Below are 21,068 nucleotides of genomic sequence, written 5' to 3' on the forward strand. Positions count from 1 at the left end.
GCGCTGTAGGCGTGTTACTAGAAATAGTGCAGCTGAATGCGATAATTCAAAGTGTGGTGAGAAAACTCACCGCACCAGACAGTTTAATGTCTGGCGACCATAGCGAGGTGGTCCCACTCCTTCCCATCCCGAACAGGACAGTGAAACACCTCAGCGCCGATGATAGTGCGGATTGCCCGTGTGAAAGTAGGTCATTGCCAGACTTCCCTAAAGAGAAGCCCGATTCGAAAGAGTCGGGCTTTTTGCTGTCCGAAGGAAATAGATTGGAATAGACGGGACTAGTATTGCTATATAGCTAATGTATATCAATGCATTGATAGTAATACCCGCTACTATTTGAATGCTCGTTAGTTAGGCCAATCTCTTTCATTGCCGTATTTTAAATAGCAATAATCGGTGGCAACCAATCGAGATCATCGTGTTGTTGCAAGCATAATCAAATACATACCGCTTTGAATTTAAGTCTAATCGATTGAACTGGATGTTTTGGCATGATTTGGTATGTCTATATCTTAAATTGTCGCGGTGGGCGCTTATATACGGGGGTCGCACTTGATGTTGTGCAGCGCTTTGAGGCGCATTGTGCAGGTAAGGGGGCGCGATTTACTCGCGCATTCCTACCCGAGTCGATAATGGCACAATGGCCTTGTGTGAATCAGCGTGTCGCGCTGCAACTTGAGTATGCAATTAAGCAATTAAGTGCGGCAGACAAAAAGGCATTTGCAGCCGGTCAGCATGGCAAAGTCGGAAAGCATTTAAGATTTGAGGACTGCATGTGGAGTGCGCCGCCTACTGTAATCGATGAGGATTAAAGATCGGCTTGGCTTTCGTTTGTACTTTGGTCGAGCTGTTCTATCGTTTGGCGTAGCCACCAGACTAATAATAAGCCAGGTATCGCGATGATAGCGGAAGCAACAAAGAAGTTGGCCCAGCCGAGAGAAACAACTAAATAACCCGAAGCAGGCCCAACGTAAACGCGGCCAAATGAAGCCAGTGCAGATAGAAGCGCATACTGTGTGGCGGTGAAATTAGGGTTACATAAACTCATCAAGAGTGCGACCGCAGCTGTGGTGCCCATGCCGCCGGCTAAATTTTCCGCGCTGATGGCAAACATAAGTAGCCCAATGTCGGGGCTACCATGAACTGCAATGAGCCAATAGCCTAAATTGGTAAAGGCTTGCAGTAGGCCAAAAATCAGTAGTGAGCGAAATAAGCCCCAGCGCAGCATCAGGATCGCGCCCAGAAATCCACCTAACAGCGTAGCGACTAAGCCAAACACTTTGTAGGCTTGGCCGATAATTGACTTGCTATAACCCATGTCCAATAGAAATTTGGTCGATAAACTGCCCGCAAATGCATCACCTAGTTTATAGCCGATCACCAGTGCCAATAAAATCCAAGCCCCTTTTCGAGAGAAAAACTCCTGCAATGGCGCAAAAACGGCTTCACTCAAAGTCCGAGGAGGGCGTATTTGTAGCCTAGGTTCGGGTGCGATAAAGGTAATGAGAGCCATCCCGCCCATCAATGCCGCCATGACTAGGTATGTTTGCTCCCACGTTAAATAGCCATCGGCCAAGATGAGCGCAATGGCACCCGAGGTGAGCATCGCCATGCGGTAGCCAAAGACACCAACCGCAGCACCTGCACCACGTTCTTCGGGTTGTAAAACCTCAGTGCGATAGGCATCAATCACTACGTCTTGGGTGGCGGAGAAAAATGCAATCATCACAGCCAACAAGGCAAACGTGGCTAAATGAGTTTTGGGGTCGAGGCCACTCATGGTGGCGATAGTGAGGGCGAGTGCAATCTGGCTGACCAAAATCCAGCCGCGTCGGCGGCCGAGCAGCGGCATTGGAAAGCGGTCGACTAGAGGGGACCAAAGAAATTTCCACGTATACGGCTGGCCAACCAGCGTAAACCAGCCAATCGTTTTAATGTCTAAACCCGCATCAGACAGCCATGCCTGAAGCGTCGAGCCGGTGAGCGCCAATGGCAGGCCAGAGGCAAATCCCAGTAACATTGCGGCACAAATACGGCGATTGTTAAAAACGGCGAAGTACTTTGAAAACATGGGTATTGCTCTCTATGCTTTTTTTGGTAATTGCTAGGAGGCAATACCTATTAATTTTTATATGATTAACGCGCGTTGTTGTTTACTGATTATGCTTCACTGTATTGCTCGGAATACCTTAAAGCGCGTAATCGTAATCAACAATCAATGGCGCGTGATCCGAAAATTTCTCGTTTTTATAAATACTCGCCTGAGTTGCCGTAGGCGCTAATTTTGGGGTCACGATTTGATAATCAATACGCCAACCGACGTCCTTGGCATAGGCTTGACCGCGATTACTCCACCATGAGTAGCCAGGAATTTCTGGGTAGAGCGTACGCCAAATATCAACCCACTGCAGCTCACTGAGCATCTTGCTAAACCAAGCCCGCTCTTCAGGTAGAAAGCCAGAGTTTTTTAGATTACCTTTCCAGTTTTTCAAGTCGATCTCGTTGTGCGCGATATTCCAGTCGCCCATGATGATCACCTCACGGCCCGATGCGGCCAGCTCGGCTAAGCGAGGCCAGAAATGATCTAGGAATTGGAATTTAACCGTTTGTCGTTCTTCTGATGATGAACCCGATGGTAGGTAGAGCGAAATAATCGAAAGGTTGCCAAACTGAACCTCTAAATAACGGCCTTCGCTGTCGATGTCGGCGATGCCGAGTCCGACGATGACCTTGTCGGGTTGGCGGCGACAATAGAGACCGACGCCGCTGTAGCCTTTTTTTTCTGCGTAGTTAAAGTACCCGAATAGGCCGTTGGGATTTTGCATTTCTGGCGTGAGATCTGCTGCTTGCGCTTTTAATTCTTGTACGCCGACGACATCAGCATTTTGGGTCGCTAGCCAGTTTAAAAAGCCCTTGGTGGTGGCAGAACGAATACCGTTAAGATTGGCTGAAATGACGCGCACGTAGAGAAATCCTTGTTCAAGGGTGATATGCTTCGGGGCTATTAAAAATGTGTAACGTTTTAGAGGAAATACACCGCATGACTGATTTTCGCCGCGACTTCATCCAATTTGCTGTTGATAGCCAAGTACTTTGTTTTGGCGATTTTATCACCAAAGCAGGGCGTGCTTCGCCGTACTTCTTTAATGCGGGACTTTTTAGCGACGGTACATCGGTCGGCGAATTGGCTCGTTTTTATGCGCAAGCTGCTTTGGCATCGGGTGTTCAATTCGATATTTTGTTTGGGCCTGCCTATAAAGGTATTGTTCTGGCTTCTGCGACCGCAGTGGCTTTGGCCAATGCAGGGCACAATGTACCATTTGTCTTTAACCGTAAAGAAGCAAAAGATCACGGTGAAGGTGGTGTTTTAGTTGGCGCTCCCCTCAAAGGCCGTGTGATGATTATTGATGATGTGATTTCTGCTGGCACGTCGGTCCGTGAATCCGTTAAGATTATTCGCGATGCCGGTGCTGAGCCTGCAGGCGTTTTGATTGCACTAGATCGCATGGAACGAGGTCAAGGCACTTTGTCGGCAGTCCAAGAAGTTGAGCAATCCGTTGGTATTCCTGTTATTCCTATTGCCAGCTTGCAAGATTTGTTGGGATTTCTTGCAGAGAAAGAGGGAATGACTGACAATCTAACTCGTGTGCAAAATTACCGTAATCAATACGGTATTGAATAATTTTTGAAGGTTGGCTATGCGCTATGTGTTGGTTTTGATATTCGCTGTACTTTGTTTGCCTAGCTATGCTGCGCCAGTTTATCGCTGGGTGGATGAAACAGGCAAAGTCCAATATAGCGATAAGCCACCAGCAGGTCAGTCGAAAGCGCTGATGGAATTAGATAAGTCAGGTCGCATTCGCAAGGGCAATGAGCCGCAGCTTTCTCCGGTGGAGAAAGCTGAGTTAGAGGAAAAAAAGAAAGCGGAACAAGAACGCCGTCGAACAGATAAAGCATTATTGCAGTCATTCTCTAAACCAGAAGAAATTGATTTACTCCGCGATCGTCAGGTTGAAGCGGTTCAGGCGGGTATTCAGACGAATCGACTACGCCGTGAAGCAGTAATAAAACGTGCGGACCAGCAACAGCAACAAGTGCAGCGTTTGCAAAAGTCTAAACGCGCAGTCCCTGCGGACTTGCAAGCGGGTATTGATGTGAGCCAAAAAGAAATAGAAGACATCGATAAACTATTAATGGCACAACAAAATGAAATCGTCATGATTCATGACCGTGCTGCCACGCAGAAAAAGCGTTTTATTGAGTTGAAAAACGTTCAGCCTAATTAAGATTGCGTTTTGACAAGGCCTGTTTGGCACGATGATTTTAAGCTGCGGGTTTTACCGTGTTTGATGAGCGCTACGGTAATGGCACAATCCCTCCTTTAGAAGAAGTAAGCAAAAATGATAGAACAAAATACGCAAGTACGTGCGGTCCTTGGGATTGATATTGGCGGGACTGGCATCAAAGGTGCACCAGTTAATATTGATACGGGTGAGTTTTTGGCTGAACGGCATAGGATCGAAACGCCACAGCCAGCGACGCCTGAAGCGGTTGGTAAGGTGGTTAAAGCCCTGGTGGATCATTTTAAATGGACTGGGCCGATTGGCTGTACGTTTCCGGCGATTGTGCATAACGGCATGACGATGTCGGCTGCGAACGTTGACCAAAGTTGGATCCAAGCCCCTGCGCAAGAGATTTTGGCTAAAGCAGCGGGACTTCCTTTGGTGTTACTCAATGATGCCGACGCTGCTGGGTTGGCTGAAGTCGTTTTCGGTGCGGCCAAAGGTCGTGGTGGTAAAACTATTGTCATTACTCTCGGAACGGGGATTGGCAGTGCTTTGATTGTCGATGGGCAACTAATCACGAATACTGAGTTTGGCCATCTGATTTTTCCAAGAAATGAGATTGCAGAGAAATATTGCTCAGCCAAAGTGAGAGAAGATTCTGACATGAAGTGGTCTGAATTTACTGAGCGACTAAATAAATATTTGCTTCACCTACAGTTACTATTTTCTCCTGATTTTATGATCATCGGAGGAGGGATTAGCAAAAAGCATGAGAAATTCATCCCCGATTTGAAGGATTTGCGTTTTCAAGTTGTTCCTGCGGATTTAAAGAACGATGCTGGTATTGTAGGAGCTGCATTAGAGGCCGCGCGTTGTAATGGCATCTAACTGAGTTTCGTGTTCAGTACATAAAAATCGCCTGGCATCCGCTGGGCGATTTTTATGGTGCACTCAGATTTTTGTTTGAATGCCGATATTGTTGTCCTTGATACTATAACTACTTTCATTGAGTTACGACGTTAATGTTGATTTACTTGGATAAAATTGAATTAAGCCAGCCGTGCTGCTATCTATTTTTGTCGCATCTAACATTTCATCATCAAAACGCTCATCGCTCTATCAGTAAATTTTCTAGTAAAAACTAGTGAATGACTCGCGCAAGTCTCTGTTTTGCCTTAGAATATTCGCCCTTTGCCCTTATTTTGGAACTGCGCCATGCGCTATCCCGTTCGATATGATGTGATTGTAGTTGGTGGTGGCCATGCCGGTACCGAAGCTGCACTAGCCAGTGCCCGTATGGGGCGTAAAACATTACTGCTGACCCACAATATCGAAACCTTAGGGCAAATGAGTTGCAATCCTTCGATTGGCGGGATTGGTAAAGGCCATTTAGTGCGTGAAGTGGATGCATTGGGTGGCGCTATGGCCTTGGCGACGGATATGGGGGGGATTCAATTTAAGACCCTTAACGCCAGTAAAGGCCCCGCAGTACGCGCAACGCGAGCGCAAGCGGATCGAGTGTTATACAAAGCTGCAATTCGTGGCATGCTTGAAAATCAAGACAATCTCGATATCTTCCAGCAAGCGGTAGATGATTTATTGCTCGATGGCGATAAAGTCATTGGTGCGGTGACACAAATCGGCATTGAGTTCATGGCCTCCAGTGTCGTACTCACTGCTGGCACCTTCCTCGGTGGCAAAATTCACGTCGGGATGGAAAACTCAGTCGGTGGCCGAGCTGGCGATCCGGCATCGATTACTTTGTCGCATAAATTGCGCGAGCTGAAATTACCTGTTGGCCGTTTAAAAACGGGCACGCCGCCTCGTATTGATGGTCGCACGATTAATTTAGCTATTCTCGAAATTCAGCCGGGTGATACACCAGAGCCCGTGTTCTCGGTGCGCGGCAATCAAGCGATGCATCCGCGACAAATGCCGTGTTGGATTGCGCATACCAATGAACGCACGCATGACATTATTCGTTCTGGCTTTGATCGTAGCCCGATGTTTACTGGCAAGATTGAAGGTGTTGGCCCGCGCTACTGCCCAAGTATTGAAGACAAAATCAATCGTTTTGCTGACAAAGACAGCCATCAGATTTTCCTTGAGCCTGAAGGCCTCACGACGCATGAGTTTTATCCGAACGGGATTTCAACCAGTTTGCCGTTTGATATTCAATTGGCCGCGGTGCAGTCGATGGTGGGCCTTGAAAATGCGCGCATTATTCGTCCTGGCTACGCGATTGAATATGATTATTTTGATCCGCGAGCACTCAAAAATAGCTTTGAATCGAAAGCGATTGCGGGCCTGTTTTTTGCTGGCCAAATCAATGGTACGACCGGTTACGAAGAAGCGGCTGCGCAAGGTTTGTTTGCGGGCTTGAATGCAGCACTCTATGCGCGTGATGAAGCGCCATGGTGTCCAGGGCGTGATGAGGCGTATATAGGGGTATTGGTCGATGACCTAGTTAGTAAGGGCGTTACCGAGCCATACCGTATGTTTACGAGCCGAGCGGAGTTCCGTCTCCAATTGCGTGAAGACAATGCGGATTTGCGCTTGACTGAACATGGCCGTCGTTTAGGCTTGGTCGGTGATGCGCAGTGGCAAGCGTTTGAAACCAAGCGCGAAGCGGTAGCGGTGGAATTGGAGCGCATTAAGTCAACGTGGGTAAACCCAAAAATCCTCGCCGCTTCAGAGGCTGAGCGCGTGCTGGGTAAGGCGATTGAGCGTGAATACACCTTGGCCGATTTATTGCGCCGCCCAGAAGTCACTTATGCGAGTTTGATGACTTTGGATGTGGCTGGGCCAGGCGTTGCAGATGAAAAAGTCGCCGAACAAATTGAGATTCAGGTTAAATATCAAGGTTACATTGAACGGCAACAGTACGAAGTCGCAAAACGCGATACCCTAGAGGACGTCGTGTTGCCCAACGATTTCGATTACAGCGTGGTTTCTGGTCTGTCGAAAGAAATCCAGCAAAAATTAACGACCCAACGTCCACAGACTTTGGGCTTAGCTTCGCGCATTTCGGGTGTTACGCCTGCTGCGTTGGCCTTATTGGTCGTCTATCTCAAGAAAAGTCAGTTGGTCGCCGCAAGCCAGCAAAATAAGGTAGAAATTTAATGAATGCAGTGACAGATAAAAGTCTAGCCGACACTTTAGCGCAAGGCTTGGTGGCAATGGGCCTAGCGCTCAGTACTGAGCAGCAAGCAAAATTACTGGCGTATGTGGGTTTGCTGGATAAATGGAATAAAACCTATAGCTTAACGGCGATTCGTGAGCCTGAGCGCATGGTGCCGCATCATCTGCTCGATTCCTTGGCGCCGTTGAATAAATTACCAGCCCACGCCTTGCGGATGTTGGATGTGGGTTCTGGCTTTGGCACGCCAGGCATTCCATTGGCGATTGCGCGCCCTGATTGGCAGCTCACTTTGCTCGACTCAAACCATAAAAAAACGACGTTTTTGCGCCAAGCGATTTTGGAGTTGAAGCTCGATAACGTGACGGTGGTGACCGATCGTGTTGAAGCGTATCAGCCAGAAGCAGGTTTTCAGGTGATTACTTCTCGCGCGTTCTCTGAATTGGCTGAATTCATTCGTCTGACAACACACTTGTTGGCTGAAGGTGGCGAGTGGGCCGCGCTCAAAGGGGTATATCCCTACGAAGAAATCGCGCTATTACCTAGTAGCGTACACGTGGTAGGGGTAGATAGTTTGGCGGTACCTGGACTGGATGCAGAACGCCACTTGGTGCATGTGGCTAAAGTTGTTTGATCTTCAGGCAGTTCACTCTAAAGCGACTCCAACCCCAGCGGGAACGACGATGAAAGTGTTGGCCATAGCAAATCAAAAAGGTGGCGTAGGTAAAACGACGACCGCAGTCAATTTGGCGGCGAGCTTGGCGCACTTGGGCAAGCGTGTGCTGCTGGTTGATTTGGATCCACAAGCGAATGCGACGATGGGTTCGGGTATCGACAAATCGAAACTTAAACATTCGACGTATTCCTTATTGCTGGGCGACTCAAGCATTGAACAAACGCTCAAAACTTCTGAAAGTGGTGGCTATGATTTGCTACCTGCGTCACGGGATTTAGCGGGCGCAGAAGTAGAGTTGGTGGATGCCGATTCGCGTGAAACCCGCTTGAAAACTGCTTTGGCACGTGTTGCAGTCAATTACGATTACATTTTGCTTGATTGCCCGCCAGCTCTGAATTTGCTGACCTTGAATGGCTTAGTTGCCGCGGATGCGGTGATGATTCCGATGCAGTGCGAATATTTTGCGCTAGAAGGTTTGTCGGATTTGGTCAATACGCTGCGCAGAATTAAGCAAAATCTAAATAAGAAAATTGAGATTGAAGGTTTGCTTCGGACGATGTTTGACCCGCGCTCGACCTTAGCGCAGCAAGTCTCTGAGCAGCTCGTCAAGCATTTCACCAGCAAGCTCTACCATACGGTGATTCCGCGTAATGTGCGCCTTGCCGAGGCGCCGAGTTATGGCCGTCCTATTTTGGCTTACGATAAGTCCTCCAAAGGTGCGCAAGCCTACTTGCAGCTCGCTGAAGAAATGTTAGCGCGGCACGATGCACTTGAAGCAGTCCCCACGGTTTAATTGGAATTCAATTTTTATGGTAAGTAAAAAATTCAAAGGTCTTGGCCGTGGTTTGGATGCCTTGATGGGCGACCCATCGGCAGGCGATATGCTGAAAACTTTGCCGCTCGATGCGCTGCAGCCGGGTAAATACCAGCCGCGAACTTTGATGAATGAAGAAGCACTCGAAGAATTGGCCGATTCCATCCGCGCACAAGGCTTGATGCAGCCGGTGCTAGTGCGTGAAATTGATATTGATCGTTATGAAATTATTGCCGGGGAGCGTCGCTGGCGCGCCTCGCAACGCGCCGGATTGACTGAGATCCCCGCGCTGGTTCGTGTGATTGCCGATGAAACGGCATTGGCAATGGCCTTAATCGAGAATATTCAACGTGAAAATCTCAATCCACTCGAAGAAGCAGTTGGGATCCAACGTTTAGTCGACGAGTTTGGTTTAACGCAAGAGTCGGCCGCGCAAGCGGTTGGCAAGTCTCGCTCGAGTGTTGCTAATCTATTACGGCTACTGAATTTAACAGAGCCCGTGCGCGACATGTTGATGGCGGGGCATCTGGATATGGGCCATGCGCGTGCTTTGCTGCCGCTCGATACCCTACAACAGCTTGAGGCCGCACGATTAGTCGTCTTGAAAGGTCTGTCGGTACGTGATGTAGAAGCGTTGGTCAAAAAAATGCAGCAAGAGCCGGTCGCCGCTAAAGAAAAACAAGTTGACCCTGATGTATTGCGTTTACAGGAAAGTGTTTCGGAGCGAATCGGCGCACGTGTGCTGATTCAATCTGGCAAGAAGGGGAGTGGCAAGGTGACGATTGAATATGGCAGTCTTGATCAGCTGGATTCATTGCTGAGTCGTTTGTAAGTTTTTGGTGCATGCTAAAGCTTCAAAATGAAGCGTGACTGTGAAAGCGGCCGCAATATTCGATTTGTTACTGTTTTTGAAAGAATTTATGCCGTTTTTTATTTGTCATGAAATAAAAATAAATCTGATAAAGTCAACGGTAAAAATTGACTCAGGGCAAATCAACTACGTATAATCGCGTCGTTTCTCTTACGGTGGTGCTATGTACGGGAAGGCACAGATTCGGGGCGTGATTCGACTCAAGGTCGCTTTTACAATAGTCCTTACAATTGCGCTTTTTTTGATCGTAGGTCAAAAAGCGGCAATTGCCAGTTTTTTCGGTGGTTTGATCGCCGTGCTAGGCAGTGTGTTGTACTCACTGATTGCCTATAGCGCGGGGATTGCCGCCGCCGCAGAATTGCTGCGCAGACACTTCGCTGCAGAAATGGCCAAGTTGTCGCTGACGCTGATTGCGTTTGCAGCATTCTTTATGTTTTATCGGGAAGTCGCTTGGGTTTGGGTGTTCGTCGGATACCTTGTTGCAGCAAGCGCCTACTGGTTTGGGCTTTTAATTAAATTTGACGGTAAAAAGTAAATTATGGCACAAGACGCAACTAGTTATATCCAGCATCACTTGACCTTTGCTAAGGCAGATGTTTATGGTGGTTTTCACTTAGATACCTTTGGTTTTTCATTGGTTCTGGGCTTGCTCTTTGTTGGTGTGTTTGCTTATGTAGCACGCAAAGCAACTTCAGGTGTGCCAGGCCGTTTGCAAAACTTCGTTGAATTGATTGTCGAGATGGTCGATGGCCAGGTAAAAGACACTTTTCACGCAAAATCTAAAGTAATTGGCCCATTGGCACTGACGATTTTCTGCTGGGTGTTCTTGATGAACGCCATGGACTTCTTGCCTGTGGATCTGTTGCCGTCATTGGCGCAATGGATTGGTTTCACTTTCTTCGGCGCTGACCCGCATCATGTTTATTTGCGCGTTGTTCCGACAGCTGACGTGAACTTAACCTTCGCAATGTCACTCACAGTGATGTTGATGATTATTGGCTTCTCGATTGCATCAAAAGGCTTGTTCGGCTGGATTAAAGAAATTTTTACTGCACCGTTCCATGCTGAATCTCCATTAATGATCATTTTGTTGGCACCAGCTAACTTTGCCATGCAAATGGTTGAGTTAATCGCAAAACCTATCTCTTTGGCTCTACGGTTGTTCGGCAATATGTATGCCGGTGAATTGATCTTCATTTTGATCGCCTTGCTACCATGGTGGGTAAACTGGGTATTGGGTACGCCATGGGCGATATTCCACATCTTGGTTGTTACCTTGCAAGCCTTCGTATTCATGATGTTGACGATTGTTTACCTCAGCTTGGCTGTAGAAGACCACTAAGATTTCTGTCTGATAGCGTGTGTCGGTTGGGTGCACGATGTTAGACAAAGCTTTACCCAACCTTGTTTTTTGATTTAACCCTTAGGAGTATTACAAATGGCTGCACCTGAAGTTCTGGCACATATTGCTTCCGTACAAGGCATGACTGTTATCGCCGCTGCTATCATCATTGGTTTAGCTGCGATCGGTACCGCTCTTGGTTTCGCTATCCTCGGTGGCAAATTCCTTGAGTCTGCAGCTCGTCAACCAGAAATGATCCCAGTTTTGCAAACTAAACTGTTCATTATCGCTGGTCTGTTGGATGCGATTTCGATGATTGGCGTTGGTGTGGCTATGCTTTACACCTTCAACAACCCATTCCTGGCTGCTCTGACTGTTGCTGCTCAATAATCATTTGATCAGCCTTTAAGGAGGACAATCAGCGTGGAATTTAATTCGTCTCTCATAGGTCAGATGATCACTTTTGGTCTCTTGATCCTGTTCACGATGAAGTTCGTTTGGCCTCCGCTGACTAAGATGATGGATGAGCGTGCTAAACGCATTGCGGACGGCCTAGCCTCTGCAGATCGTGCTAAGCAAGACCTCGAAAATGCTGAGAAAAAATCAGCAGAAAAATTGCGTGAAGCTAAGCAAAGCGCAGCCGAGATCATCGCCCATGCAGAAAAGCGTGCAGCGCAACTTCTCGATGAAGCCAAAGGCAATGCAAAAGTGGAAGGCGAACGCCTGATCGCTGGCGCCCAAGGTGAAATCGAACAGCAAATTCAGCAAGCAAAAGAAACGCTTCGCCAACAAGTCGCTACTTTAGCGGTTGCGGGTGCTGAGCAAATCTTGCGTCGCGAAATCGATGCCGCTAAACATGCTGAGATGCTGACATCTATCAAAGCGGAACTGTAAGACAGTCATGGCAGAACTTATAACCGTCGCTAGACCCTACGCCGAGGCCGTATTCCGGCTGGCTAAAGAAAGCAATGCGCTTTCTCAATGGTCAGATGTGCTTGGTAACTTGGCATTAATTGCTGATAACCAATCTGTTCTAGACGTAGTGGCTAATCCGAAGTGTTCTGTTGATCAAGTACAGGAGCTGTTGGTTGGGCTCCTGGGTGCTGACGCAAACGCCGAGGTTAAAAACTTCCTGGCAGCAGTGCTCGAAAATCGTCGATTTGCCACTTTACCTGCGGTATCGACTTTGTTTGAACAACTGAAAGCGGCAGACGAAGGTGTAGCGCAAGCTCACATTGAATCTGCTTTTGCTATGACTGATGCCCAACTGGCCGAACTGACGGCTACACTCACTCAGCAACTTAACCGCAAGATCAGTGCCGACGTTAGCGTCAACCCCGAGTTAATCGGTGGTGTGAAAATTACGATTGGTGACTTGGTTATTGATGCCTCTGTTAGTGGCAAATTAACCACCCTTGCGACAAGCCTGAAGAGTTAGGAGAAATCATGCAACTTAATCCGTCCGAAATCAGTGAACTGATTAAAGCTCGGATCCAAAATCTACCGCAAGGCGCACAATCCAGCACGACTGGTACTGTTGTGTCGGTAACTGACGGTATCGTGCGTGTGCACGGTTTATCGGAAGTTATGCAAGGTGAGATGTTGGAGTTCCCGGGTAATACCTTCGGTTTGGCGCTTAACTTAGAGCGCGATTCTGTTGGTGCTGTTATTTTAGGTGACTACAAACACATCGCTGAAGGCGATGAGGTTAAATGTACAGGTCGCATCTTGGAAGTCCCAATCGGTCGTGAATTGATCGGTCGCGTTGTTAACGCATTGGGTCAACCTATCGACGGCAAAGGCCCATTGGGCACAACGCTTTCTGCTCCGATTGAAAAAATCGCACCAGGCGTTATTGCTCGTCAATCAGTATCACAACCATTGCAAACCGGTATCAAGTCAATTGATACCATGGTTCCAGTGGGCCGTGGTCAACGTGAGTTGATCATTGGTGACCGTCAAACAGGTAAAACTGCTGTTGCTCTTGACGCGATCATTAACCAAAAAGGTACTGGCGTTACTTGTATCTACGTGGCGATTGGTCAAAAAGCGTCTTCTATTGCGAACGTGGTTCGTAAATTGGAAGAGCACGGTGCTTTGGGTCACACGATTGTTGTTGCTGCTGCCGCTTCTGAAGCTGCTGCATTGCAATACATCGCTGCATACTCTGGTTGCACGATGGGTGAGTACTTCCGCGACCTCGGCGAAGATGCGTTGATCGTTTACGATGATTTGTCTAAGCAAGCTGTTGCTTACCGTCAAATTTCGTTGCTATTGCGCCGTCCTCCGGGCCGTGAAGCATTCCCTGGCGACGTTTTCTATCTCCACAGCCGCTTGTTGGAACGCGCATCGCGTATCAATGAAGTTGAAGTTGAGAAATTGACGAATGGCGCAGTGAAAGGCAAAACTGGCTCATTGACTGCATTGCCTATCATCGAAACGCAAGCGGGTGACGTTTCTGCTTTCGTTCCAACGAACGTAATTTCGATTACTGACGGTCAGATCTTCTTGGAAACTGACTTGTTCAACGCGGGTATTCGCCCAGCGATGAATGCGGGTATTTCGGTTTCACGTGTTGGTGGCGCTGCGCAAACTAAAGTCATCAAGAAATTGGGTGGCGGTGTGCGTTTGGCATTGGCTCAGTATCGTGAATTGGCAGCTTTTGCTCAGTTCGCATCTGACCTTGACGAAGCAACACGCAAGCAATTGGAACGCGGCAAGATGGTTACTGAGTTGATGAAACAAGCTCAGTACGCACCAATGAAAGTCGGCGAGTTGGGTGTTACCCTGCTTCTGATTAACAAAGGCGTTTATGATGACGTTGCTGTTGATCGTGCCTTGGCTTTTGAAGCTGCATTCTTGAGCGAACTGAAAGCCAATCACGCTGATGTATTGGATCGCGTTGATGCCAAGGGCGACCTGTCATCTGACGACGAAGCAGTCATCTTGAAAGCGGCGAATGCCTTTAAAGCCGGCGCTGCTTACTGATTTGAGACGTTGATAAAAGGATCAAATCATGGCAAGCGGTAAAGAGATTCGTACTAAGATCAAGAGCGTAAAAAACACGCAAAAGATCACCCGCGCCATGGAAATGGTTGCCACGTCGAAAATGCGCAAGGCTCAAGAGCGTATGAAAGCGGCCCGCCCTTACGGTGAAAAAATCCGTAATGTGGCTGGCCACTTGAGCCAAGCTTTAGTCGACTATGAGCATCCATATCTCCAAACGCGCGACACCGTCAAGCGGGTTGGCCTGATTATGGTGTCTTCGGACAAAGGGTTGTGCGGTGGTTTAAATACCAACGCCCTGCGTTCGGCTTTCAATAAAATGAAAGAATTGCATAACAATGGCGTTGAAACCGTTGTAACAGCAATCGGCAATAAAGGTTTGGGTTTCATGAAGCGCAATGGCGCGAAGGTGGTTTCTTCGGCTATTGGTCTTGGTGATACGCCACACTTGGAACAGCTGATTGGCCCGATCAAAGTGATGATCGATGCGTATATCGCTGGTGAAGTAGACGAAGTACATATCGTTTACACGCGTTTTATCAATACGATGAAACAAGAGCCAGTAATTGAGCAATTGCTACCACTAGCAAGCGAAGCGTTTGAAAAACCGAAGTCTGCGCACAACTGGGAATACCTGTATGAGCCAGATGCAAAAACGGTTGTTGATGATTTGATGAACCGCTATATCGAGGCCTTGGTTTACCAAGCCGTAGCGGAAAACATTGCATCAGAACAAGCTGCACGTATGGTGGCAATGAAGGCTGCAACTGACAACGCGGACAATGTAATCGGCTCCCTGCAACTGCTGTACAACAAAACGCGTCAAGCGGCAATTACGAAAGAACTTTCGGAAATTGTTGGCGGCGCAGCAGCAGTTTAATTGGGCCCTGACGGATTAACTGGATTAGGAAAAACGATGAGCCAAGGTAAAATCGTACAAATCATTGGGCCAGTTGTTGACGTGGAATTTCCACGCGACAATATCCCCAAGGTGTATGACGCGCTCAAACTAGTTGGCGCAGAACTGACGCTGGAAGTTCAGCAACAGCTCGGCGACGGCGTAGTGCGCGCCATTGCCATGGGTAGTACCGATGGTCTTAAACGCGGTACAAGCGTTACTAACACTGGCGCACCAATCATGGTGCCAGTAGGTAATGCAACTCTGGGCCGTATTATGGATGTATTGGGCAACCCAATCGATGAGGCAGGTCCTGTGAACGGCGAGGCAACTCGTGCAATTCACCAATCTGCACCAAAATTCGATGAGTTGAACCAAAGTATTGATCTCTTAGAAACTGGTATCAAGGTTATTGACTTGGTTTGCCCGTTTGCTAAGGGTGGTAAAGTGGGTCTGTTCGGTGGTGCCGGTGTGGGCAAAACCGTTAACATGATGGAATTGATCAATAACATCGCAAAAGCGCACAGCGGTTTGTCTGTGTTCGCTGGTGTAGGTGAGCGTACTCGTGAGGGTAACGACTTCTACCACGAAATGAAGGACTCTAACGTTCTTGATAAAGTGGCGATGGTTTACGGTCAAATGAACGAGCCACCAGGCAACCGTTTGCGCGTAGCGTTGACGGGTCTGTCGATCGCGGAACACTTCCGTGACGAAGGCCGTGACATCTTGTTCTTCGTGGATAACATCTACCGCTACACCCTCGCTGGTACTGAAGTATCTGCATTGTTGGGTCGTATGCCTTCTGCCGTGGGTTACCAACCTACTTTGGCTGAAGAGATGGGTGCGCTTCAAGAGCGTATCACTTCAACTAAGACTGGCTCGATTACATCGATTCAAGCCGTTTATGTTCCTGCGGATGACTTGACCGATCCATCACCAGCAACAACCTTCGCCCACTTGGATGCGACTGTTGTTCTGAGCCGTGATATTGCATCGTTAGGTATCTACCCTGCGGTAGATCCACTCGATTCAACTTCACGTCAATTGGATCCGCAAGTGGTTGGCGACGAGCACTACTCTGTAGCGCGCGGCGTTCAGCAAACTCTGCAAAAGTACAAAGAATTGCAAGACATTATCGCGATTCTGGGTATGGACGAATTGTCTCCAGAAGACAAATTGGCTGTATCACGTGCACGTAAGATTCAACGTTTCTTGTCGCAACCGTTCCACGTTGCTGAAGTCTTCACTGGCTCACCAGGCAAGTACGTTCCGCTCAAAGAAACCCTCAAGGGCTTCAAGGGCATCTTGAATGGCGATTACGATCACCTTCCAGAGCAAGCCTTCTATATGGTTGGCGGCATCGAAGAAGCGATCGAAAAAGCCAAGTCGATGCAATAAGGGGTTAAGCGATGGCCATGAGCATGCGTGTGGACGTAGTTAGTGCTGAAGAACTGATCTACTCTGGTGCCGCTGAGTTTATCTCGGCGCCTGCCGATAAGGGTGAGATTGGTATCTTACCGCGGCACGCTCCGTTGCTGACCCGCATTCGCCCGGGCGCGATCCGTATTAAGATCGCAAACTCGAACGAAGATGATGTCATTCTGTTTGTTTCAGGTGGCATGCTCGAAGTTCAGCCGGATGTGGTTACGGTATTGGCCGACACTGCGATTCGTGGCGCTGACATTGACGAAGCAAAAGCGTTGGAAGCTAAACGCCGCGCTGAAGAATCATTGAAAAATTATTCGACGTCGATGGACTTTGCTATGGCGCAGGCCGAATTGATGGATGCAGTAGCGAAACTCGCTGTTGTGTCGAAATTGAAACGGGGCGGCCACTAATCCTGCATTGAATGGTGCAAGATTAGCGATCTAAAAAATGAAAAAGGCAGCTTAGGCTGCCTTTTTCTTTGTCTGAACTCAGGGTCTGTTGACGTTTGGTTTGCGGATCGCGTTTGAGTGGCTTTGGGCCTGAAACAAGGCACGGTGCGCGTGACTTAGTCATTCTAAGTGAGCGCTTCGTAACGCAGTGTCAGGCCCAAAGCCGCCAAACCCGCAGGGCTGGGGCGCTTTTCGCGGCATCTCTTCGTTATTTCGTGCTCGAATAGCGGGCTATTGGTCGCACGAACTGCCTTGATCTGCCGCGAAAATCGCGCCAGCGCGACCGTAAACCAAACGTCAACAGACCCTAGGGCATGACAGATAAATTGCAATAAAGTGATGTCATGCTGTCCGTGCATTACGTTGAAGATTAGAATAGCGACAATTAATCAATTTTTTCTCAGGGATCCAAGATGAGTTCTGCATTAAACGTGGTGATTTTAGCGGCCGGACAAGGTAAGCGGATGTATTCAAGTCTGCCTAAAGTCTTACATCGTTTAGCAGGCAAACCTTTGGTTCAACACGTTATCGATACCGCACGGCAATTGCAGCCACAAAAAATGGTCATCGTGTATGGTCATGGCGGGGAACAAGTCCAAAAGCAATTGGAAGCTCAAGCCGATTTAGCGTGGGCACATCAGGCCGAGCAACTTGGTACGGGGCATGCGCTTGCGCAAGCTATTCCACAATGCGTAGGTGGCATTACCCTGATGTTGTATGGTGATGTGCCACTCACACGTTTAGCCACCATTCAGTCCTTGCTTGAGGCCAGTGCAGGCGACAAGCTTGGGATTCTGACTGATATTTTAGAAGACGCTACCGGCTACGGTCGTATCGTCCGCGATGCCGCTGGCAAGGTGACTTGCATCGTCGAGCAAAAAGATTGCACACGTGAGCAAGCGCAGATTGGTGAAATGAATACCGGCATTTTGGCCTTGCCGACAGCGCGCGTAGCGGGTTGGTTGTCGGAACTCAAAAATGACAACGCCCAAGGCGAGTATTACGCAACGGATTTGATCGCGCTTGCTGTGCGCGATGGCGTTGAAATCGCAACCGTGCAGCCACAAGATCATTGGGAAGCTGAGGGTATCAATAACAAATTACAGTTGGCGGGTTTAGAGCGTATTCACCAAGCTGAAATCGCCAAGTCTTTGCTGACCGCAGGCGTGGGCTTGGCTGACCCTGCGCGGATTGATGTTCGTGGTACGCTCAAACATGGTCAAGATGTGTTGATCGACGTGAATTGCGTGTTTGAAGGTGACGTTGTACTCGGTAAAGGCGTAACGATTGGTGCCAATTGCGTACTGAAAAACGTGACAATTGCCGATGGTGCGGTGATTCATCCCTTCTGCCATTTGGAAGACGCCGTAGTTGGTGCTGGCAGCTTGATCGGCCCATACGCGCGTTTGCGCCCTGGTGCAGAGTTGGCCGAGCAAGTGCATATTGGTAACTTTGTCGAAGTTAAGAAATCAACGGTGGGCGTCGGCTCGAAAGTGAATCATCTGAGCTATATTGGCGATGCAAAAATTGGTACTGGCGTGAATGTGGGCGCAGGGACAATTACTTGCAATTACGACGGTGTGAATAAATTCACCACAGTGATTGAAGACAATGTTCGAATTGGTAGCAATAATTCGCTCGTAGCACCTGTCACGATTGGTGCTGGTGCGACAACGGGCGCTGGTTCGGTGATCACTAAAGATGCGCCGGCTAATGCGTTGACGATTGCACGTGCCAAGCAACTCACGCTCAGTGGCTGGCAACGTCCCACAAAAATTACAAAATAATTGATATGTATAGGCTTGTGGCCATTGATAAATAATGTCCACAGCCTAATACTTGTTGATTCTGTGTTGTTCGATTCAATGTTTCACATCTGGAGTACGCTATGTCCCTATTACTTGACCAACCATTAACTGATGAAGAAATGGATCAGCTCGATCAATTTTTGTATTCAGATGCGGTCGGTAAAGACGCGATGTCTTTGTCGATGCTGCACGGTTACCTGACTGCCATTTTAATTGGCCCAGCGTCCGTGATGCCGAGCCAGTGGTTAGGCCAAATTTGGGATCGACCTGAAGCCGCGATTTTTGCCATGCCAGAAGGGGATGCCATCATTAATTTGGTGATGCGTTTATACAATCAAATTGCTGATGAATTGGCACAAGATCCGCCAGTTTATGAGCCATTGTTGTACTGGGAAGATGAGTCAATGCAAAATTCGAGCATCGAAGAATGGAGCTTGGGATTCTGCTTTGGCGCCGGTTTGGCCGAAGATGAATGGCAGCCGCTGATTGATGAAGAAGAAGGTCAGTTTATGTTTATGGCGATCATGAGCGGTTCGGACGATGAAATGCGCGAAGATATGGTCAAAGAAGGGATTGATTTAGTTCGTCATGACAATGAAGTCGCTGAGCAAATCCCTGAAATGGTGATTGAAATTCGCGATTTCTTCCGCGAAAACACCGAGTCAGCGCGCAGCAAACATCAATTGCATTAATTTGCCGCATCTTTTGGCAAAATAGTGCAGGAATATGGCTGTGTAAGACAGTCGGAGGCGCCATAAGGGCGCCTCATCAGTTAAAATTGACGGTTTAGTATTTAAAGGGCGGCATCGCCCAGCAAGGAAACTCATGAGTCTCAAGTGCGGTATTGTTGGCTTGCCCAACGTCGGTAAATCTACGCTTTTTAATGCGCTGACTAATTCTGGTATCGAAGCAGCTAACTACCCATTCTGCACCATTGAGCCGAATGTCGGTATCGTTGAAGTGCCAGATCCTCGTTTGGCCGAATTAGCGAAAATTGTCAATCCACAAAAAATTCAATCGGCGATTGTCGAGTTTGTCGATATTGCAGGTCTGGTGGCTGGCGCGAGTAAAGGTGAAGGTTTGGGTAACCAATTCTTGGCCAATATTCGTGAAACCGATGCGATTGTGAATGTGGTACGTTGTTTTGAAAACGACAATATCATTCACGTTGCAGGTCGTGTTGATCCGATCGACGACATCATCGTGATCGGTACTGAATTGGCGCTAGCCGATATGAACACGGTGGAAAAAGCGATTCAACGTGATGGCAAGAAAGCACGTTCGGGTGATAAAGAAGCCTTGGCCTCTATCGCGGTGCTTGAAAAACTACTGCCGCATTTGAACGAAGGCTTGCCAGCGCGTTCACTGAAGCTGAGCGATGAAGAGAAAGCCGCGATTAAACCGCTTTGCTTGTTGACGATTAAGCCAGCGATGTATGTAGCCAACGTCGCTGAAGATGGTTTCGAAAACAATTCTCTGCTCGACAAAGTACGTGCGCACGCAGAAGCCGAAGGCGCGCCCGTTGTTGCGGTTTGCGCATCGATTGAAAGCGAAATTGCAGAACTCGATGAAGCCGATAAAGTTGAATTTTTGGAGTCACTCGGTCAAGACGAGCCAGGCTTGAATCGCTTGATTCGTGCTGGTTATGAGTTGCTCGGTTTACAAACCTACTTCACCGCAGGCGTGAAAGAAGTACGTGCTTGGACCATCCACAAAGGTGATACCGGCCCACAAGCGGCAGGCGTGATTCATACCGACTTTGAGCGCGGTTTTATTCGTGCGCAAACGATCGCGTTTGAAGACTTCATCGCCTACAAGGGTGAGCAGGGCGCAAAAGAAGCTGGCAAAATGCGCGCCGAGGGCAAGGAATACGTCGTTAAAGATGGTGATGTATTGAACTTCTTGTTCAATGTTTAATACTTGTCATTCGTTTGAAATATATTTGTCATAAAATTGGAGCCTTAAATGAGCCGTACTGTTCAATGTGTCAAATTAGGCCGTGAAGCTGAAGGTCTGGATTTTCCGCCTTTGCCGGGTGAATTAGGCAAGAAAGTTTATGATGCAGTTTCAAAAGAAGCATGGGCAGCTTGGGTTAAGCACCAAACGATGTTGATCAATGAAAATCGTTTAAGCCTCGCTGATCCAAGTGCTCGTAAATACTTGCAGCAACAGCTAGAGAATTATTTCTTTGGCTCTGGCGCAGATGCCATCCAAGGCTACGTGCCACAGTAATGTCATTACACAGGCCGCATAATGCGGCCTGTTGCGTCTATTACTCCGTTTAATGACGTTTGTTTTTGGACTCCGAAAATAAACCTCATTCAATTTCATCGATCGCCACCAAAGAGCGC

Annotated in this window: 24 protein-coding genes and 1 rRNA gene; 22 read left to right on the forward strand and 3 right to left on the reverse strand. The window is 48.2% G+C overall.

Features of this window, described 5'->3' with window-relative positions; all coding sequences use genetic code 11:
* The first annotated feature begins 89 nt into the window (after positions 1-89).
* Both rrf and K4H28_RS15440 read left to right on the forward strand, forming a co-directional pair.
* Positions 90-203 (forward strand): 5S ribosomal RNA (gene rrf / locus K4H28_RS15435).
* 288 nt (positions 204-491) lie between these two features.
* Positions 492-812 (forward strand): GIY-YIG nuclease family protein, encoded by a 321-nt coding sequence (locus K4H28_RS15440; protein WP_221006021.1) that lies wholly within the window; start codon positions 492-494, stop codon positions 810-812.
* Here K4H28_RS15440 and K4H28_RS15445 read toward each other — a convergent pair.
* Both K4H28_RS15445 and K4H28_RS15450 read right to left on the reverse strand, forming a co-directional pair.
* Entirely contained in the window at positions 809-2,071 is a 1,263-nt protein-coding gene (locus tag K4H28_RS15445; protein WP_221006022.1) for an AmpG family muropeptide MFS transporter, read from the reverse strand. The genes K4H28_RS15440 and K4H28_RS15445 overlap by 4 nt on opposite strands.
* A 118-nt stretch (positions 2,072-2,189) precedes the next feature.
* Complete coding sequence (locus tag K4H28_RS15450; protein ID WP_221006023.1) at positions 2,190-2,963, reverse strand: exodeoxyribonuclease III; 774 nt, start codon at positions 2,961-2,963, stop codon at positions 2,190-2,192.
* A 77-nt stretch (positions 2,964-3,040) separates the two neighbouring features.
* On the opposite strand from K4H28_RS15450, the gene pyrE reads away from it, so the two are divergent.
* The 16 genes from pyrE to K4H28_RS15530 all read left to right on the forward strand — a co-directional run bounded on the left by pyrE (position 3,041) and on the right by K4H28_RS15530 (position 16,870).
* Positions 3,041-3,682 carry an orotate phosphoribosyltransferase gene (pyrE, locus tag K4H28_RS15455; protein WP_221006024.1) on the forward strand — a complete coding sequence of 214 codons (642 nt, stop codon included), beginning with the start codon at positions 3,041-3,043 and terminating at the stop codon, positions 3,680-3,682.
* 16 nt (positions 3,683-3,698) lie between these two features.
* Positions 3,699-4,286 (forward strand): DUF4124 domain-containing protein, encoded by a 588-nt coding sequence (locus tag K4H28_RS15460; protein WP_221006025.1) that lies wholly within the window; start codon positions 3,699-3,701, stop codon positions 4,284-4,286.
* A gap of 114 nt (positions 4,287-4,400) precedes the next feature.
* Positions 4,401-5,174 carry a polyphosphate--glucose phosphotransferase gene (gene ppgK, locus K4H28_RS15465; RefSeq protein WP_221006026.1) on the forward strand — a complete coding sequence of 258 codons (774 nt, stop codon included), beginning with the start codon at positions 4,401-4,403 and terminating at the stop codon, positions 5,172-5,174.
* A gap of 327 nt (positions 5,175-5,501) precedes the next feature.
* Complete coding sequence (mnmG, locus tag K4H28_RS15470; RefSeq protein WP_221006027.1) at positions 5,502-7,409, forward strand: tRNA uridine-5-carboxymethylaminomethyl(34) synthesis enzyme MnmG; 1,908 nt, start codon at positions 5,502-5,504, stop codon at positions 7,407-7,409.
* Positions 7,409-8,059 (forward strand): 16S rRNA (guanine(527)-N(7))-methyltransferase RsmG, encoded by a 651-nt coding sequence (gene rsmG / locus K4H28_RS15475; RefSeq protein ID WP_221006028.1) that lies wholly within the window; start codon positions 7,409-7,411, stop codon positions 8,057-8,059. The genes mnmG and rsmG overlap by 1 nt, the downstream gene beginning before the upstream one ends.
* Positions 8,060-8,108: 49 nt before the next feature.
* Positions 8,109-8,894, forward strand: coding sequence for a ParA family protein (locus tag K4H28_RS15480; RefSeq protein ID WP_221006029.1), 786 nt, complete (start codon positions 8,109-8,111; stop codon positions 8,892-8,894).
* A 16-nt stretch (positions 8,895-8,910) separates the two neighbouring features.
* Positions 8,911-9,747 (forward strand): ParB/RepB/Spo0J family partition protein, encoded by an 837-nt coding sequence (locus K4H28_RS15485; protein WP_221006030.1) that lies wholly within the window; start codon positions 8,911-8,913, stop codon positions 9,745-9,747.
* Between the two features lie 202 nt (positions 9,748-9,949).
* Complete coding sequence (locus tag K4H28_RS15490) at positions 9,950-10,321, forward strand: ATP synthase subunit I (RefSeq protein ID WP_221006031.1); 372 nt, start codon at positions 9,950-9,952, stop codon at positions 10,319-10,321.
* Between the two features lie 3 nt (positions 10,322-10,324).
* On the forward strand, positions 10,325-11,128 hold the full coding sequence (gene atpB / locus K4H28_RS15495) for a F0F1 ATP synthase subunit A (protein ID WP_221006032.1): 804 nt from the start codon (positions 10,325-10,327) through the stop codon (positions 11,126-11,128).
* A 96-nt stretch (positions 11,129-11,224) separates the two neighbouring features.
* Positions 11,225-11,518, forward strand: coding sequence for a F0F1 ATP synthase subunit C (gene atpE / locus K4H28_RS15500; protein WP_221006033.1), 294 nt, complete (start codon positions 11,225-11,227; stop codon positions 11,516-11,518).
* A gap of 33 nt (positions 11,519-11,551) precedes the next feature.
* Positions 11,552-12,022, forward strand: coding sequence for a F0F1 ATP synthase subunit B (locus K4H28_RS15505; RefSeq protein ID WP_221006034.1), 471 nt, complete (start codon positions 11,552-11,554; stop codon positions 12,020-12,022).
* Positions 12,023-12,029: 7 nt separating this feature from the next.
* Positions 12,030-12,566, forward strand: a complete 537-nt coding sequence (locus K4H28_RS15510; RefSeq protein ID WP_221006035.1) for a F0F1 ATP synthase subunit delta — start codon at positions 12,030-12,032, stop codon at positions 12,564-12,566.
* Between the two features lie 8 nt (positions 12,567-12,574).
* Positions 12,575-14,116, forward strand: coding sequence for a F0F1 ATP synthase subunit alpha (gene atpA, locus K4H28_RS15515; RefSeq protein ID WP_221006036.1), 1,542 nt, complete (start codon positions 12,575-12,577; stop codon positions 14,114-14,116).
* A 28-nt stretch (positions 14,117-14,144) separates the two neighbouring features.
* Positions 14,145-15,014, forward strand: coding sequence for a F0F1 ATP synthase subunit gamma (gene atpG / locus K4H28_RS15520; protein WP_221006037.1), 870 nt, complete (start codon positions 14,145-14,147; stop codon positions 15,012-15,014).
* Between the two features lie 36 nt (positions 15,015-15,050).
* Positions 15,051-16,430, forward strand: a complete 1,380-nt coding sequence (gene atpD, locus K4H28_RS15525) for a F0F1 ATP synthase subunit beta (protein WP_221006038.1) — start codon at positions 15,051-15,053, stop codon at positions 16,428-16,430.
* Between the two features lie 11 nt (positions 16,431-16,441).
* Positions 16,442-16,870: a F0F1 ATP synthase subunit epsilon gene (locus K4H28_RS15530; protein WP_221006039.1), complete on the forward strand. Its 429-nt coding sequence runs from the start codon at positions 16,442-16,444 to the stop codon at positions 16,868-16,870.
* Between the two features lie 164 nt (positions 16,871-17,034).
* On the opposite strand, the gene K4H28_RS15535 is transcribed toward K4H28_RS15530, so the two are convergent.
* Positions 17,035-17,268 (reverse strand): hypothetical protein, encoded by a 234-nt coding sequence (locus tag K4H28_RS15535; RefSeq protein ID WP_221006040.1) that lies wholly within the window; start codon positions 17,266-17,268, stop codon positions 17,035-17,037.
* Positions 17,269-17,322: 54 nt separating this feature from the next.
* Between K4H28_RS15535 and glmU the strand changes: the two genes are divergently transcribed.
* From glmU to K4H28_RS15555, 4 genes are all read left to right on the forward strand, one after another.
* Positions 17,323-18,696 carry a bifunctional UDP-N-acetylglucosamine diphosphorylase/glucosamine-1-phosphate N-acetyltransferase GlmU gene (gene glmU, locus K4H28_RS15540; protein WP_221006041.1) on the forward strand — a complete coding sequence of 458 codons (1,374 nt, stop codon included), beginning with the start codon at positions 17,323-17,325 and terminating at the stop codon, positions 18,694-18,696.
* A gap of 101 nt (positions 18,697-18,797) precedes the next feature.
* Positions 18,798-19,409: a YecA/YgfB family protein gene (locus tag K4H28_RS15545; protein ID WP_221006042.1), complete on the forward strand. Its 612-nt coding sequence runs from the start codon at positions 18,798-18,800 to the stop codon at positions 19,407-19,409.
* A 133-nt stretch (positions 19,410-19,542) separates the two neighbouring features.
* Positions 19,543-20,634 (forward strand): redox-regulated ATPase YchF, encoded by a 1,092-nt coding sequence (gene ychF / locus K4H28_RS15550; RefSeq protein ID WP_221006043.1) that lies wholly within the window; start codon positions 19,543-19,545, stop codon positions 20,632-20,634.
* Positions 20,635-20,682: 48 nt separating this feature from the next.
* Positions 20,683-20,949: an oxidative damage protection protein gene (locus tag K4H28_RS15555; protein WP_203571720.1), complete on the forward strand. Its 267-nt coding sequence runs from the start codon at positions 20,683-20,685 to the stop codon at positions 20,947-20,949.
* Positions 20,950-21,068 lie beyond the last annotated feature (119 nt).

The organism is Deefgea tanakiae (genome assembly GCF_019665765.1).
GTDB classification, from domain to species: domain Bacteria; phylum Pseudomonadota; class Gammaproteobacteria; order Burkholderiales; family Chitinibacteraceae; genus Deefgea; species Deefgea tanakiae.